Origin of the sequence: Streptomyces sp. NPDC049915, assembly GCF_040656475.1 — a bacterium.
In the GTDB taxonomy this organism is placed as follows: Bacteria; Actinomycetota; Actinomycetes; order Streptomycetales; family Streptomycetaceae; genus Streptomyces.
Genome location: NZ_JBFAMH010000021.1, coordinates 78,497 through 93,804 on the forward strand (window position 1 = coordinate 78,497; position 15,308 = coordinate 93,804).

A 15,308-nucleotide genomic window follows, 5' to 3' on the forward strand; every position below is an offset into this window, starting at 1 on the left:
GAACTGTGCCGGCTACTTCCCCGGCCACCTGCTGCCGTCGGCATCGAATTCCGCAAGCCATTCCGCGTAGTCGTCCGTGCCGTGAAGATACTGGCCGGGACCCACCATGAGGTCGGCGCCGGAAAGGCGGTCCAGGGCGGTCCAGATCCTTGCGTCGCACAGCTCCGGCACGTCCGACTCCATGACTTCGAGGGCCCAGTCTGCGCTTTCGTCAGGCGCTACAGTGCCCGAGGCGAGGGAGCGCAAGCGTTCACGAATTTTCGACTCAAGGTCGTTGTCACCCATCAGAAGGTCCCCACAAACTTCGCGTTGTCCTGGTGCAGGGTGACAGGCCGAGCGGGTCGATGAAGGAGAGAGGGTTCTGCCCCCGGAATCGGAGTGGTGTACGCCTGACTGTCAGCCGCCCAAGCTGTGACGCCCCACCGGTGGTGCGGGCACGCCAGGCTATGTTTCGCGGCGACCGATGGCTCTTCTCGCACCGCTGGGCACTTCCGCGAAACCCCTGACAGCCAGATCCGACATGTCCCCCGGCCCCCGCAATTCACTCTGTACGCATGCCAACCTCCGAGGGTAGGGAGGACGATTATGAGCGGAGTATGAGAACGGCCAAGGACGGGCAAAGAGCGGCTGCGGCGCCGGGGGCGTTCACTTAGTACTCCTAACAGAATGAGTAGCGGGTGCTCGACGCTTGACGGGACCCAAGCGGCCACTTACCTCATGCGCAACCGACCGGTTGCGCCTGGGCTTTCTGATGTGCAACCTTTGGGTAGCACATCCGGATGAGATGAGGTTGCAGTGATCCACAACACGATCGAACGCGCCATCCTGATCAACGCCTCCAGGGAACGGGTCTGGTCCGTGCTGAGCGAGCCTGCTTTCCTCGGCCGTTGGTTCGGCAATGGGGAGCCGGTCAAGATCGACCTGCGCCCCGGCGGTCTCCTGGTCTTCGACCACGGCGTCCACGGCGTCATTCCCGCCCGTATCCAGACAGTCGAGCCGCCGCGCGTCCTGTCCTGGCGGTGGTCTCAAGGCGCCGCAGACGAGGAGCCGGACGACTCCAACGCCACCCTGGTCGAGTTCACCCTGACCGAAGACGACTCCACAGGAGGCACCCGGCTCACCATGGTCGAGAGCGGCTTCGCGCACCTCAGGCTGCCCACCGACGAGGCCACCGACCGGCACCGCGCCAACAGCCAGAACTGGCCCGGCAAGCTCGACCAACTGCGCGCGGACTGCGAACAGACCACGGCATGACCCGCACCACCGAGGGCGAACAGGCCCCCGACGACGTCCTGATGGCCCTGGCCGACCCGACCCGCCGAGAGGTCCTGGCCGTCCTTGCCCGCGAAGGCGGCGCGACCTCGACATCCCTGGCGGCAAGCCTCCCCATCACCCGCCAGGCGGTGGCCAAACACCTGTCCGTCCTCGACCGCGCCGGACTGGTACGCGCCCACCGGGCCGGACGCGAGGTCCGCTACGAAGCCGACCTGCAACCACTGAGGCGGACAACGCGGTGGATGGACACCCTCGCCGCCCAGTGGGAACACCGCCTCAGCGCGATCAAGGATCTGGCGGAGGAGTCCACTGGACCCTGAACTCCCGCAGCGCCGCCTCAAAGACCCATCGCAGTGCGGAGTCTTCTCCAGCAGATCAGTGCGCATCCCAGGGTGAGGAAGGCTTCGTGGAGGTCGTCGCGCGTCTCCCAGCGCACCCACAGACGGCGGAACCCGTGCAGATGGGCAAACGTACGCTCCACGACCCAGCGTCGGGTGCCAGCCGGAGCCGTGCTCGGTGCCGCGGCGGGCGATCAGCGGCTTCACGCCGAGGTCCCGGACCAGACGGCGGTACTTGTCATGGTCGTAGCCGCCGTCGCCCAGCACCACGTCCGGGCGGCGCCGGGGCCGGCCGCGCTTGCCCCGCACGGGCGGCACGGTTTGGAGGAGCGGGATCAGCTGGGTGACGTCGTTGCGGTTGCCGCCGGTCAGGGTGGCGGCGAGCGGGATGCCGGTGGCATCGGTGATCAGGTGATGCTTATTGCCCGTCCTGCCCCGGCCGACAGGGCTTCGTCCTGTCTTGGGGCTCCCTTCAACGCCCGGATGTGCCAGCCGTCGACGGCCGCCCGGGAGAAGTCCAGGGCGCGTCTCGAGAACATCGCCCGTTTCGTCGACTTCGTCTCCGAGGCCATCGCCCGCGCCGCGGAACAGGCCCGCGAAGTCCTTTACACCAAACCCGGGACGGGGTGAAACATTTCCGCTCCCCATCGCATCGATGAGGTGGAGGCAGCGCACGCACCCGCCTCGCCATGAGTGACGCAACGACCAGGGGGAGCAGATGAGACAGGCCCGCGCTGAGGACTACGCGGAGTTCGCGGCGGTGCGGGCCGGCCATCTGTACCGGTCGGCGTGTCTGTTCACCGCCGGGGACACGCACCTCGCCGAGGACCTCGTCCAGGAGACACTCGGGCGGATCTACGTCCGCTGGGGACGCGTCTGTCGCGCCGACAACCCGGCCGCCTACGCCCAGACCGTGCTCACCCGGGCCTTCCTCGCCCATCAGCGGCGGCGCAGCAGCGGGGAACGGGTGACCGCCGCGGTGCCGGAGACGCCGTACGCCGCGGGCGACACGCCGTTGCGGCTGACGCTGCTCGACGCGCTCGCACAGCTGCCCGCCAAGGACCGGGCGGTGGTCGTCCTGCGGTACTGGGAGGACCGGTCCATCCAGGAGACCGCCGTTGTGCTGGGTGCCAGTTCGGCGTCCGTGCGGACCCGGTGTGTGCGGGCGCTGGCCCGGCTGCGGGAGCTGCTGGGCGAGGACATCGGCGCGTACGCCCGGCCCTGAGCCCCCTCCGACTCGCCCTTCATCCATCCACCTCGCGGAAACGGTGGTTCTGCCATGCCTCTCGACCAGCACAACGACCCGCACAGCGATCCGCACGACGACCCCTTCGAGGACCGGCTCTCCGCCGTCCTGCACCAGACCGGCGGCACCTTCGAGACCGACCGGAACGCCCTCACCGCCGCCGGCGCGCGGCGGGGCCGGCGGCTGCGGCTGCGGCGCCGGGCCGCCGTCCTCGGCGGCGTGGCCGGTGTCGCGCTCGCCGGAGTGGGCGGGGTGCTCCTCGTGCCGTGGGGCCAGGACTCCCCCGCGGCCCCGGAGCTGTCCGCCGCCGCGAGCAAGCCGCAGCCGGCCAAGGGCGCGACGGCCACGGGCGTCACCAAGCAGCAGATGCTCCAGACCCTCGAACGGCTGCTGCCTCAGGGCAAGTTCAGCAAGAAGGAAGGGCGCGGATCCGAGGAGGGGCCCGGGGTGTTCCCCGTCGCCTCCGTCGTCTACGACGACGGCAAGGGGGCCGCCGCCCTGTCCGTCAGCCTCAACAAGGTGGAGCCGGGCGGGCTGGACGCGCGGCAGGCGGTGCAGTGCCCGGACAAGGTCTACATCCCGTACGACTCCTGCGTGACGAACCACCTCGCGGACGGCTCGGTGATCAGGATCCTCCAGGGCTACGAGTATCCCGACCGGCGTGTGGACACCAAGAACTGGACCGCCGACCTGATCACGCCGACCGGTCAGCACGTCGCCGTGATGGAGTGGAACGCGCCCGCCGAGAAGGACGCGGCCGTCAGCCGGGACGAGCCTCCGCTGGACCCGGCCGCGTTGACCCGGCTCGCCTCGGCGAAGGACTGGCGGCCCCTCGTCGACTCCCTCCCGCGCGATCCCCACCGCCCCTCCCCCGACCCCACGGACCCGGGCGCCGAGCTGCACGCCCGCACCAAGCTGCTCTCCCTGCTTCCCAAGAAGCTGAAGGTCGTCGACAAGAGCGGTGAGGACGGCGACTTCGCCTACGCCGTCCTCGACGACGGCAAGGGCAGGAGCCTGGTGCAGGTCAACGTGCAGCCGAACTTCGGCGACGCGCGCGGCGACCTCTTCGGCTCCGGGGACGAGACGCTGCCCGACGGCACGCAGGTCGCCGTGCACCAGGGCCCCGGGGAGAAGGGCGGCGAGGGCGTCGTCATGTGGACCGTCGACACCATGCGCACGGACGGTTTCCGGGTCGTCATCAGCGCCTTCAACTCCGGCTCGCAGCACGACGCTGCCACCCGTGCCACTCCGGCGCTGACCATCCGGCAGCTGAGGGAGATCGCCCTCAGCCCGCGCTGGCGCTGATGACCCGGGACCGGGGCTAGAAGAACTCCGACCACGGCTGGTCCCAGACCTGCTTCACGCACAGGACCAGGAACAGCAGCCCCGCCACGGCCAGCATCGCGTTGCTGAGCGGGCCGTTGCGCCAGTGGCGGGGCGTGCGGGCGGAGTTCAGCAGCCAGACCAGGGTCAGCGCCAGGAACGGCATGAACGCCGCGCCCAGCACGCCGTAGAGGATGACCAGGCGGAAGGGCTGGCCCTGGAACAGCAGGACGATGGGCGGGAAGGTCAGCCACAGGAGGTAGGCGCGGAACGGCCAGGAGCGTTCCCGCGCCCCCGAGGCGACCGCCTCGCCCGTCACCGCCTCCTCCCCCGCCGCCTGTGTACGGCCGGCCCGCAGCCGGGCCACGAAGTCGGCGAACATCAGGCTGACGCCGTGCCAGACGCCGATGAGGGAGGTGAAGGAGGTGGCGAAGAAGCCGATCAGGAAGAACTTCGCGGTGGCAGGGCCGTACTCCTGCTCCAGGATGTCGCCGAGCTGGATCAGGCCCTTGTCGCCGCTCGCGAGGGCCACGTTCGCCGAGTGCAGCAGCTCCGCGCCGACGAACAGCATCGCCATGACGAAGATGCCGGTGGTGGCGTAGGCGATGCGGTTGTCCAGCCGCATGACCTTCATCCAGCCGGTGTCGGTCCAGCCCTTGGCGTTGACCCAGTAGCCGTACGCGGAGAGGGTGATGGTGCCGCCGACGCCGCCGATCAGGCCGAGGGTGTTGAGGACGGAGTCCTTCTCGTCGGGCAGTACGGGGACGAGTCCGGCCACCGCGTCCCCCAGATGGGGCGTGACGCGGATCGCCAGGTACACCGTCACCACGAACATGACGCCGACCAGGACCGTCATGACCTTCTCGAAGACGGCGTACTGGTTGAACCAGACGAAGACGAGACCGACCAGGCCGCAGGCCACGCCCCACCACGTCAGGTCCATCACGTGCGGGAAGAGCGCCTGCAGCGGCAGCGCGCTGGACGACATCGCCGCCGCGCCGTAGACGAAGCCCCAGACGACGGCGTAGACGCCGAAGAACCATCCGGTCCAGCGGCCGAGGCTCGCCCAGCCGTCGAAGAGGGTGCGGCCGGTGGACAGGTGCCAGCGGCCGGCCGCCTCGGCGAGAGAGATCTTCACCAGGCAGCCGACCACGGCCGCCCACAGCAGGGTGTAGCCGAAGTTGCTGCCGGCGATGAGCGTGGCCACCAGGTCACCGGCGCCGACACCGGTGGCGGCGACCACGATGCCGGGGCCGATGTGGCGCCAACTCGCCTTGCGGAGTGGGGGGTCCGGTACCTGAGTGTCTGCGGGGTGTCCAGTGGTGTCCGCCATGAGGGCAAAGAAAGCCCAAAGGCGGCGGGGCGGCAAGAGGGCCTAGTCGTCGCCGTCCGTCGCGGACCCGGTTTCCGCTTCGGCTTCCGCTTCGGCTTCGGCTTCCGTGTCCTCTTCGAAGTACGCGTCGAGGACCGCGTCCAGTTCCGCCTCCCATGTCGCGAAGTCGGCGCGGGACCCGGCCTCGATCTCGATCGGGTACCAGCGGCGCTCGGGCGTGTACACGGTGACCGTGAACCGCTTGCCGAAGCGGGCCGTCTCCGTCTCCACCGCGCCGATCTCGTCCCAACGGAACTCGCACGCCTGGTCGTCGAGGGACAGGCGTACGCCCCGGTGGTCGGCGACGATCCGCGCGCGCCGGTCGGCGGCCTCGAAGACGGGGCCGCCGGCGGGCGCGTCGTCCTCCCCGGAGGCGTCACCGGCACCGTCGCCGGAAACGTCACCGGACCCGTCCTCGGAAACGTCCTCCGCAGGCGTCACCTCCTTGGGCTCCGGAGTCTCCTCGGCCGTCTCCGGCACGGCGTCCTGTGCCTTTTCGGCGTTGTCGGACACCGGCGACGTGAGGCCGGGGACGAACGCCGGGTCGAACCCGGCGCCCGTCACGGGCTCGGCCTTCAGGGCCTCGGCCTTCAGGGGCCGGCTGCTCTCACCTATGCGCTGCTCCACAGCGGAGCAGTATGGTCGACGATCCTGTGTCGCACACAGTCAGCCCCTGCATCGTTATACGAAGCATCGTCATACGAGGAGGCTCACAGCCGCTGCGACCGCGAACCCGGCCAGCGACAGCACCGATTCCAGCACCGTCCACGACTTCAGCGTGTCCCGCTCGCTGATGCCGAAGTACTTGGCGACCATCCAGAAGCCGCCGTCGTTGACGTGGGAGGCGAAGATGGAGCCCGCGGAGATGGCCATGATGACCAGGGCCGTGAAGGCCTGGGAGTGGTGACCCTCCGTCAGCAGCGGTGCGACGATGCCCGCCGTCGTCACGATCGCGACGGTCGCCGAGCCCTGGGCGACCCGCAGCACGAGCGAGATCAGGTACGACAGGACGATCACCGGCAGGCCCACGTCGTGGAACGTGTCCGACAGCGCCTGCGCCACCCCGCTCGCCTTCAGCACGGCGCCGAAGACCCCGCCCGCGCCGACGACCAGCAGGATGTTGCCGATCGGCTTCAGCGAGGCCGTCGAGACGGTCTCCAGGGACGTGCGGGACCAGCCGCGGCGGATGCCGAGCAGGTAGTACGCGAGCAGCAGGGCGATGGTGAGGGCGACGAACGGGTGGCCGAAGAACTCGATCACCGAGCGGAGGGTGGAGGGGTCGAGTGCGATCGAGGAGAAGGTGGCGGCGAGGATCAGCACCAGCGGCGTACCGATGATGGCGAGGACCGTGCCGAGCGGCACCGGCTGCTCGCGGGGTTCGGCGCCCGAGGCGCGCTGTTCGTCGAGGACGGCGCGCTTGGCGTCCGCCGCCGCCTCGACCATGTCCTGCGGTACGGCGACGAAGATCCGCCTGCCGATCCAGGCGGCGTACGCCCACGCGGCGAGGACCGCCGGGATGCCGCAGACGACGCCCATGAGGATGACCCAGCCGAGGTCGACGTGCAGCAGGCCGGCGGCGGCCACCGGGCCGGGGTGCGGCGGCAGGAAGGCGTGCGTCATCGACAGGCCGGCCAGGAGCGGGAGGCAGCAGAGGAGGATCGACTTGCCGGACCGTTTGGCGGCGGCGTACACGATCGGCGCCAGGACGAAGATGCCGACGTCGAAGAAGACCGGGATGCCGAAGATCAGGCCGGTCAGGCCCATGGCGAGCGGGGTGCGGCGTTCGCCGAACAGGCCGAGCAGGCGCGTGGCGAGCACTTCGGCGCCGCCGCTGACCTCCAGGACGGCGCCCAGCATGGTGCCCAGGCCGATGATGATCGCGACGTGGCCGAGGATGCCGCCCATGCCGGTCTCGATGGTGGAGACGGCGTCGGAGCGCTGCACCGTGCCGAAGAGTTCGGTGACGGACAGACCGGCCAGCAGGCCGACGGCTATGGAGACGGCGAGGAGGGCGACGAACGGCTGGAGTCTGACCTTGATGATCAGGAAGAGCAGCAGGACTATGCCCACGGCGGCGACCGTGAGCAGTCCGGGCGTGCCGCCGATCAGCAGGAGGAGGCCGCCGGTGTGGGGTGGCGTCGCGGCGGGGGCGGAGGCGGTGAGGGAGAGGGACATGCGCAGTGGTCCTCTACGGGGACGGGGGCGGGGGTGGTGGACGCGGTAAGTGCATGGTGCTTTCGGGCAGAGGGCATCGCGGCGCGGCGCCCGTGGGGGCGCCGTACCGGGTGCGGACGTGCGGGAGGTGAGGGGGCGTCAGCGCCCCCGCGGACAGCGGCTCAGCCGAGGACGGCGAGCGCGTCGATCTCGATGAGGAGCCCGGCGGGCAGGCCGACGTACACCGTGGTGCGCGCGGCGGGCGGCTGGGTGAGGCCCTGCTCCTCGAAGTAGGCGTTGTAGATGTCGTTCATCTCGGCGAAGTGGTCCACGTCGGTGAGGTAGACGCGGATCATCATCACGTCGTCCCAGCTCGCGCCGCCCTCTTCGAGGATCGCCTTCACGTTGGCGAGGGTCTGCAGGGTCTGCTCGCGCAGGGTGGGGCCGGCCGGCGTCGGGGCCTTGCCCTCCTCCGCGGGGAGGAAGCCGACCTGCCCGGCGACCTGGAGGATGTTGCCCTTCTTCACTCCGTGCGAGAACTTCGCGGGCGGGGTGGTGTGGGTCTTCGGCGTCAGCGCGGTCTTGTCCGTCATTCGGGGTCCTTTACGGGCGTTCTTCCGGAGTACTCGCCGCTGATGGCGTCCGCGGTACGGCGCACCAGCGGGAGCAGGGTGAGGAGTTCGTCGGCGGTGACCACGACGTTCGGCGCGGACACCGACATCGCGGCGACCACCCGGCCGTCGGCGCCGCGGATGGGTGCGGCGACGCAGTTGATGGACTCCTCGTGGCCACCGAGGTCGGTGGCCCAGCCCTGTTCGCGCACCTTGGCCAGCTCCTTGAGGAAGGCGTCGGCGTTCGGTGTCGAACGGGCCGTGTACAGGGGGTAGTCGAGCTTCTCCGCGACCGCGCGGCGCTCGTGCTCGGGCAGGTCGGCGAGGAGCAGTTTCGCGACGGCGGCGACCGTGATGGCGACGGGCTTGCCGATCCGCGAGTACATGCGCACCGGGTAGCGGCTGTCCACCTTGTCGATGTAGAGGACCTCGTTTTCCTCGTAGACGGCGAGGTGGACGGTGTGGCCGCAGTTCTCGTTGAGGCGCGCCAGGTGGGGGTGGGCGATCTCGCGGATGTCGAGGTTCTCCATCGCCTCCTGGGCGAGGGCGAAGAGGCGGGCGCCGAGCCGGTAGCGCTGGTCGGACTGGCGGTAGACCAGGCCGTGCTCGTTCAGGGTGCGCAGCAGGCGCAGGGCGGTGGACTTGTGGACGCCGAGGCGGTCGGCGACCTGTCCGAGGTCGGCGGGGCCCTCGGCGAGCAGCGGCAGGATGCTCAGGGCGCGGTCGACGGTCTGGCTCATGGGGCGGGTACCTCCTCTTCGGCCTGCTCGGCCTGCGTCCAGCCGGGGCCGAGTCGAAGTGTCCCCCATGTCCCGTCGTCGAGGTCGGCGAGCCGGTCGGCGTGTGCGGGGGCGGGGGGCGGGGTGAGGTCGCCGGGGGTGGTGAGGGCGGCGGCGGCCCAGAGGTGGGCGTGGCGGAGGCGGGCCTTCGTCGGGAGGTCCTGGAGGGTGGCGTGCAGGAATCCGGCGGCGAAGGCGTCACCGGCGCCGGTGGTCGCCACGACGTCCACGTGGAGGGCCGGGACGAAGGCGGGCGGCGCCGGGGCCGAGAGGGCCGTGGCGCCCCGCTCGCCCTGCTTCACCACCAGCGTCCCCGGCTCCGGCAGCAGCGCGCGGATCGCCTGCGGACCGCCCGTGACACCCCAGGCGGCCTCCGCCTCGTCCTCCCCCACGAACACCACGTCCGCCCTGCGGGCCAGCTCCAGCAGCACGCCGGGGCCGTCCGGGGAACGCCACAGCCCCGGCCGGTGGTTGACGTCGAACGACACCAGGGGCCGGTCGGCGGCCGGAGCCGTCAGCTCCCGCATCAGCTCCCGGCAGCCGTCCGACAGCGCCGCCGTGATCCCCGACAGGTGCAGGACCCGGCACGAGCGGGCCGCCTGGAGGCCGACCGTGGACACGGACATCGCCGACGCCGCGGAGCCCGCCCGGTAGTACGCCACCTCGTGCGCGTCCGTGCCGCGCTCCCCGGCGGTGCGGAAGTACACGCCCGTCGGACGTGCCGGGTCCCGGTGGACGGACGTGACGTCGACGCCGTACGCGCCGACGGTCTCGACCAGGTGGTCGCCGAAGCCGTCGGCGCCGACCCGGCTGACCCACCGCACGCGGTGGCCGGCGGCGGCCAGCATGCAGGCGACGTTGGACTCGGCGCCGCCGATGGCCCGCTCGAAGGACGGGACGTCGGCGAGGCGGCCGGGCCGGGTGGGCAGGAACGTGACCATGGACTCGCCGACCGCGACGACATCGACGGCGTCGACGTCGGGGGCATGACGGGGTGCGGTCCTGGTCACGATGGTCGTAGCTCCTCGGTGAGGGGGCCGGCTTTCGTTGACCCCGCGTTGGCCGAGATGTTAGACAGCGGTAAGCGACATACGCAATGAGCGTTGCAACAAACGCAACGCGCCTGATCAGGGAGGCTCTCATGAGCAGCGACGCTCTCGCCCGCCTGGCCGACGAACGGGTCGACCACCGCTTCAAGGGCCTCCCGCCGGACGCGGACGGCCTGAGGGTCGGCGAGCTCGCCGCCCAGCGCCGCAACCTGTTCACCGACGGCTTCGCCACGCCCGTGCTGGCGCTGTCCGCCGAGCGCCTGCAGCACAACCTGAGGCTGATGGAGACCTACGCGGCCCGGCACGGGCTCGCCTTCGCGCCGCACGGCAAGACCTCCATGGCCCCGCAGCTGTTCCAGAGGCAGATCGAGCACGGCGCGTGGGGCATCACGCTCGCCGTGCCCCACCAGGTGCGCGTGGCACGGGCCTACGGGATCCAGCGGGTGTTCCTCGCCAACGAGCTGGTCGACCCGGCCGCCCTGCGCTGGATCGCGGACCGGCAGGACGCCGACCCGGACTTCCGGGTGATCTGCTACGTCGACTCCGTGCGCGGGGTCGAGCTGATGGACGCGGCGCTCGCGGGCGCCACCCGCCCGCTGGACGTCGTCGTGGAGCTGGCCGCCGGGGACGGGGCGCGCACCGGCGTGCGCACGGACGCCGAGTGCGCGGCGGTCGCGGACGCGGTGGCTGCCGTACGCACGCTGCGGCTCATCGGGGTCGCCGGGTACGAGGGCGAGGTGCCGCAGGCGACGCACGAGCGGGTGACGGCGTGGCTGCGGCGGCTGGTGGCGCTCGCGGCCGAGTTCGACAAGGCGGGGCGGTTCGCGGGCCTGGACGAGATCGTGGTCAGCGCGGGCGGCAGCGCCTGGTTCGACGCGGTCGCCGAAGTGTTCGCCGAGATCCCCGGCCTGTCGGCGCCGGTGCTGAAGCTGCTGCGTTCGGGCGCGTACGTCTCGCACGACGACGGCCACTACCGCCGCCTCACCCCGTTCAACCGGGTCCCCGAGGAGGGCGCGCTGGAGCCGGCGTTCCGGCTGTGGGCGCAGGTCGTCTCCCGCCCCACGCCCGAGCAGGCGTTCCTCAACGCGGGCAAGCGGGACGCGGCGTACGACCTGGACCTGCCGGTGGCCCAGGTGGTACGCCGGGACGGTGAGGAGCGCCCGGCGGCCGGGATCGAGGTGACCGGCCTGTCCGACCAGCACGCCTGGCTGCGTACCGGCCCCGAGGCGGCGCTGGAGGTCGGGGACTGGGTGGGCCTCGGGCTCTCGCACCCGTGCACGTCGTTCGACAAGTGGCCGCTGATCCCGGTGGCCGAGGCGGACGGCACGGTCGTCGACTACATCCGTACGTTCTTCTAGGGAGGCAGGAGTGGAAGACCTCGTCATCCGGGACGCGGACGTCGTCGACGGCTCCGGCGCCGACTCCTACCGCGCGGACGTCGTGATCGACGACGGCCGGATCGTGTCCATCGTCAAGGAGGCGGCCGCCGCCGGCTGCCAGCGCCCGCGGGCCATGCGCGAGCTGGACGCCGAGGGGCTGGTCCTGTCCCCCGGCTTCATCGACATGCACGCGCACAGCGACCTGGCGCTGCTGCGCGACCCCGACCACAGCGCGAAGGCGGCGCAGGGCGTGACGCTGGAGGTCCTGGGCCAGGACGGCCTGTCGTACGCGCCGGTCGACGACCGCACCCTGGGCGAGGTCCGCCGGGCCATCGCCGGCTGGAACGGCCACGGCGACGACATCGACTTCGACTGGCGCACGGTCGGCGAGTACCTGGACCGGCTCGACCGCGGGATCGCCGTCAACGCCGCCTATCTGATCCCGCAGGGAACCGTTCGGGCGCTGGTCGTCGGCTGGGAGGACCGGGAGGCGACGCCGCGGGAGCTGGACCGGATGCGGCAGCTGGTCGCCGAGGGTCTGGAGCAGGGCGCGGTCGGGCTGTCGTCGGGCCTGACGTACACGCCGGGCATGTACGCGAAGGATGCCGAACTGACCGAGCTGTGCCGGGTGGTGGCCCGCTACGGCGGCTACTACTGCCCGCACCACCGCTCCTACGGCGCGGGCGCGCTCGAGGCGTACGCGGAGATGGTGGAGCTGACGCGGGAGGCGGGCTGCGCGCTGCATCTCGCGCACGCCACCATGAACTTCGGCGTGAACGAGGGGCGCGCGCCCGAGCTGCTGGCGCTGCTGGACGACGCGCTGGCCGCGGGCGCCGACATCACACTGGACACCTACCCGTACACCCCGGGCTGCACGACCCTCGTCGCCCTGCTGCCGGGCTGGGCGAGCGAGGGCGGCCCGGAGTCGATCCTCGAGCGGCTCGCGGACGACGACACGGCCGAGCGGATCCGCCGCCATCTGGAGGTGGAGGGCTCGGACGGCTGCCACGGGGTGCCGGTGGAGTGGGAGACCGTCGAGATCTCCGGGGTGGGCGACCCCTCGCTCGCCTCCTACGTCGGCCACACGGTCCGCGACGCGGCCGCCCGGCGCGGCGAGGAGCCGTGGACGGTGGCCCGCGGGCTGCTGACGGCCGACCGGCTCGGCACGACGATCCTGCAGCACGTCGGCCACGAGGAGAACGTGCGGGCGATCATGCGGCACCGCGTCCACACCGGCGGCTCGGACGGCATCCTCCAGGGCACCAAGCCGCACCCCCGGGCCTACGGCACCTTCCCGCACTATCTCGGCCACTACGTACGGGAGTTGGGCGTGCTGTCGCTGGAGGAGTGCGTCGCGCACCTCACCGGCCGGCCGGCGGCCCGGCTGCGCCTGCCGGACCGGGGTCTGGTCCGCGAGGGCCACCGGGCCGACCTGGTCCTGTTCGACCCGGCGACGGTGGCGGCGGGTTCGACGTACGACGACCCGCGCAGGCTGCCGACGGGCGTCCCGTACGTGCTGGTCGACGGCCGGTTCGTGATCGAGGACGGGCGCCGGACGGATGTGCTGGCGGGGCGGGCGGTGCGCAGGACCGCGGTCTGAGCGCGCACCGGCCCGCCCCGTGCGGGTGCGGATTTACGGCTTGGGCAGGACGCAGCCGCTGCGGCTGAGGTCGAGCTTGTTGCCGATGCCGAAGCAGGCGGGGATCTGGTAGGTCTCCTCGGCGTAGTTGATGCCCTGGCGGACGGTGACGTTGCCGTTCTGGTCGACCTCGCACGGGTTGTTCTCCGTGCAGCGCTGGCCGTCCTCGTTGCCGGTGTTGTTGACGGCGACGACCTTGCCGGTGGCGGTGTCGATCACGGGCGAGCCGGAGGTGCCGCCGATGGTGTTGCAGGTGGAGGTGTAACGGACCGAGTCCTTCCAGGTCCAGTCGCCCTCCTTCAGCCGGTACACGAACCCGTCGATGTTGCAGGAGTACGTCCGCTTCCAGTAGCCGGAGACGACCTTGATGGCGGTGCCGGCGACCGGGTGGGTGTCCTGGACGGTGAGCGCGTTGATGCCGTACGTGCTCTTGATCTGCGCGTAGGTACGCGTGAGCTGATAGATCGTCACGTCCGTGTCGGTCATCGTGGAGTACGCGACCTTGCTCGCGCGCAGCGTGCCGACGCCCCGGCCGGCGGAGTTCAGCAGCGTGAAGGAGCGCGACGAGGGCTGGTCGACGATGACCTCCCCGGGCGCCGGGAAGCCGGTCTCCAGGCAGTGGCCGTTGCTCAGCACGAGCGCCGGGTCGTTGTCCTGGGAGGCCGGGAAGCGGATGACGGAGCCGGAGCAGTTGCTGAGCGCGACGGTACCGGCGAAGTCGACGGCCTTCAGCGTGGGTGTGTGTGCGGGGGCGCTCCGCTCGGGAGCCGCGACCGCGGGTGCCGCGCCTGCCCCGGTGACGGCCAGGGCGAACAGCGCGGCGACGAGAGGCTTTCTCATGTGGGGGGTCCCCTCTTACGACGGGGGCGACCGGAGTTCTTCCGGTCGCCCACTCGATTGTCATGCGCATTGTGATCGTTGAGGGGTGGGGGGAACAAGGGGCGGATTTGAGTCGTAGGGGTTTCCCTGCGTGGCCCTGCGGGGCTTTGGCGGGGGGGGCTACGGGGGGGGCTTCGGTCGGGTGCCGGGTGCGGGTGGGGGGTGGGGGGTGGCTGGTGGCGCAGTTCCCCGCGCCCCCGGGTGGGTTGGGGTCGCCGTCGGTGGGGGCTGCGCCGTTCGCTGCACAGCTGGGTGGGTCGGGGTGGCCGCCCGGCCGGGATGCGCCGCTCGCTGCGCTGCCGGGTGGGTTGGGGTGGCGTCGGGCCAAGGGGCTCGGCTATCTGGGGTGCTTGGGGCCGCCTGGGCCGTGGCCGGGCTTGCCTGTGGGCGTGGCGGACGGTGAGGCCGTGGGGGTCGGGGGTGTCGACGTGGGGGTGGGGGCGGGCGTCGTCGTCGGGGACTGCGCCGGGGGCGTCGTGACGCCCTTGCTCGGTGTGGCCTCGGGTGTCGTCGAGGTCGGCGACGCGGTCGGCGGGGTGCTCGTGGTGGCCGGCGCCGGGGCCTGGGGGTCCGTGTCCGTCGGCTCGGCCGTCGCGGACGGGGTGGTCTCGCCCGTGCCGCCCGGGGAGCCGTCGGGCGCGGTGGGGGCGGGTTCCTGGCGGCTCTCGGTGCCCTCGGAGGGCGAGCCCGAGAAGGAGAACGCGGCGAGCAGCGCCGCGGCGGACACGGCGGTGACCGCGCCTACGGCGATCACCGCCCGGCGACGGCCGCCCCGCTTGCGCTCCGTCCGCCGGGCTGCGGCACGGGCGCCCGCGCGCGTGCCCGCCGGACCGGAGCGCGGGTCGGTGTCCGGCACGTCGCCGGCGGGAGCCGCCCAGCCGGCGTACTGCTCCTCGGCGCCGGGACCCGTCCAGCCGGGGTCGTGCCCCTCGGCGCCGGGACCCGTCCACACGGCCGCCGGAGCGGTACCGGTCTCGTCCTGCCACCCCGTACCGCCGCCGTGGCCGTGGTCCGCGCCGGGGAAGTCCCCCGGCACCTGCGGCAGCGGCGCCGTCTCGTCGTAGTCGGGCTGCCAGCCGTGGGCGTAGGCCGGGTCCGCGTACTGGTCGTACGCGGGGGCGGGGGCGGCGTTCGGGTGATACACGTTCGGCGGCCCCTGCGGCGCGTCGTGCGCCCCGCTTCCGTACTGACCCTGGCTGGACATGGGCGCGAATTGTAGGGACGCAAGAGGCCTCTGGGACAGTCGACGGCGATATCCAGTCAA

The 15,308-nt window shown here is 71.6% G+C and carries 15 protein-coding genes and 2 pseudogenes; 7 read left to right on the forward strand and 10 right to left on the reverse strand.

The window, feature by feature from the left end; genetic code table 11:
• Positions 1-12 precede the first annotated feature (12 nt).
• Positions 13-285 (reverse strand): DNA-binding protein, encoded by a 273-nt coding sequence (locus AB0J12_RS29030; protein ID WP_363267460.1) that lies wholly within the window; start codon positions 283-285, stop codon positions 13-15.
• 510 nt (positions 286-795) lie between these two features.
• Between AB0J12_RS29030 and AB0J12_RS29035 the strand changes: the two genes are divergently transcribed.
• Together AB0J12_RS29035 and AB0J12_RS29040 are read left to right on the forward strand one after the other, a co-directional pair.
• Positions 796-1,254: an SRPBCC domain-containing protein gene (locus tag AB0J12_RS29035; protein ID WP_363267461.1), complete on the forward strand. Its 459-nt coding sequence runs from the start codon at positions 796-798 to the stop codon at positions 1,252-1,254.
• Positions 1,251-1,595, forward strand: coding sequence for a metalloregulator ArsR/SmtB family transcription factor (locus tag AB0J12_RS29040; RefSeq protein WP_363267462.1), 345 nt, complete (start codon positions 1,251-1,253; stop codon positions 1,593-1,595). Before AB0J12_RS29035 ends, AB0J12_RS29040 begins: the two co-directional genes overlap by 4 nt.
• Before the next feature lie 17 nt (positions 1,596-1,612).
• Here AB0J12_RS29040 and AB0J12_RS29045 read toward each other — a convergent pair.
• Positions 1,613-2,134 (reverse strand): annotated as a pseudogene (locus AB0J12_RS29045) (IS5 family transposase); the annotation flags it as partial.
• Positions 2,135-2,138: 4 nt separating this feature from the next.
• Between AB0J12_RS29045 and AB0J12_RS29050 the strand changes: the two are divergent.
• The 3 genes and pseudogenes from AB0J12_RS29050 to AB0J12_RS29060 all read left to right on the forward strand — a co-directional run.
• Positions 2,139-2,243, forward strand: a pseudogene (locus AB0J12_RS29050) (MarR family transcriptional regulator); the annotation flags it as partial.
• Between the two features lie 88 nt (positions 2,244-2,331).
• Positions 2,332-2,838: a SigE family RNA polymerase sigma factor gene (locus tag AB0J12_RS29055; RefSeq protein WP_363267463.1), complete on the forward strand. Its 507-nt coding sequence runs from the start codon at positions 2,332-2,334 to the stop codon at positions 2,836-2,838.
• A 54-nt stretch (positions 2,839-2,892) separates the two neighbouring features.
• The gene (locus AB0J12_RS29060; RefSeq protein WP_363267464.1) at positions 2,893-4,164 is read left to right on the forward strand and encodes a hypothetical protein; all 1,272 of its coding nucleotides are present in this window, start codon (positions 2,893-2,895) and stop codon (positions 4,162-4,164) included.
• Positions 4,165-4,180: 16 nt separating this feature from the next.
• On the opposite strand, the gene AB0J12_RS29065 is transcribed toward AB0J12_RS29060, so the two are convergent.
• The 6 genes from AB0J12_RS29065 to AB0J12_RS29090 all read right to left on the reverse strand — a co-directional run bounded on the left by AB0J12_RS29065 (position 4,181) and on the right by AB0J12_RS29090 (position 10,108).
• Positions 4,181-5,515, reverse strand: a complete 1,335-nt coding sequence (locus AB0J12_RS29065; RefSeq protein ID WP_363267465.1) for an Nramp family divalent metal transporter — start codon at positions 5,513-5,515, stop codon at positions 4,181-4,183.
• Positions 5,516-5,557: 42 nt separating this feature from the next.
• Positions 5,558-6,181, reverse strand: a complete 624-nt coding sequence (locus tag AB0J12_RS29070) for a hypothetical protein (RefSeq protein WP_363267466.1) — start codon at positions 6,179-6,181, stop codon at positions 5,558-5,560.
• A 69-nt stretch (positions 6,182-6,250) separates the two neighbouring features.
• Positions 6,251-7,729, reverse strand: a complete 1,479-nt coding sequence (locus tag AB0J12_RS29075) for a gluconate:H+ symporter (RefSeq protein WP_363267467.1) — start codon at positions 7,727-7,729, stop codon at positions 6,251-6,253.
• Positions 7,730-7,890: 161 nt separating this feature from the next.
• On the reverse strand, positions 7,891-8,301 hold the full coding sequence (locus AB0J12_RS29080; RefSeq protein ID WP_363267468.1) for a RidA family protein: 411 nt from the start codon (positions 8,299-8,301) through the stop codon (positions 7,891-7,893).
• Complete coding sequence (locus tag AB0J12_RS29085; protein ID WP_363267469.1) at positions 8,298-9,059, reverse strand: IclR family transcriptional regulator; 762 nt, start codon at positions 9,057-9,059, stop codon at positions 8,298-8,300. Before AB0J12_RS29085 ends, AB0J12_RS29080 begins: the two co-directional genes overlap by 4 nt.
• Positions 9,056-10,108, reverse strand: a complete 1,053-nt coding sequence (locus tag AB0J12_RS29090) for a sugar kinase (protein ID WP_363267470.1) — start codon at positions 10,106-10,108, stop codon at positions 9,056-9,058. Before AB0J12_RS29090 ends, AB0J12_RS29085 begins: the two co-directional genes overlap by 4 nt.
• 131 nt (positions 10,109-10,239) lie before the next feature.
• Between AB0J12_RS29090 and AB0J12_RS29095 the strand changes: the two genes are divergently transcribed.
• Positions 10,240-11,505 (forward strand): amino acid deaminase, encoded by a 1,266-nt coding sequence (locus AB0J12_RS29095; RefSeq protein WP_363267471.1) that lies wholly within the window; start codon positions 10,240-10,242, stop codon positions 11,503-11,505.
• Between the two features lie 10 nt (positions 11,506-11,515).
• Positions 11,516-13,126, forward strand: a complete 1,611-nt coding sequence (locus AB0J12_RS29100; RefSeq protein ID WP_363267472.1) for a D-aminoacylase — start codon at positions 11,516-11,518, stop codon at positions 13,124-13,126.
• Positions 13,127-13,159: 33 nt separating this feature from the next.
• Here AB0J12_RS29100 and AB0J12_RS29105 read toward each other — a convergent pair whose 3' ends face one another.
• Both AB0J12_RS29105 and AB0J12_RS29110 read right to left on the reverse strand, forming a co-directional pair.
• The gene (locus AB0J12_RS29105) at positions 13,160-14,005 is read right to left on the reverse strand and encodes a serine protease (RefSeq protein WP_363267473.1); all 846 of its coding nucleotides are present in this window, start codon (positions 14,003-14,005) and stop codon (positions 13,160-13,162) included.
• A gap of 376 nt (positions 14,006-14,381) precedes the next feature.
• Positions 14,382-15,248 (reverse strand): hypothetical protein, encoded by an 867-nt coding sequence (locus AB0J12_RS29110; RefSeq protein ID WP_363267474.1) that lies wholly within the window; start codon positions 15,246-15,248, stop codon positions 14,382-14,384.
• Positions 15,249-15,308: the final 60 nt, after the last annotated feature.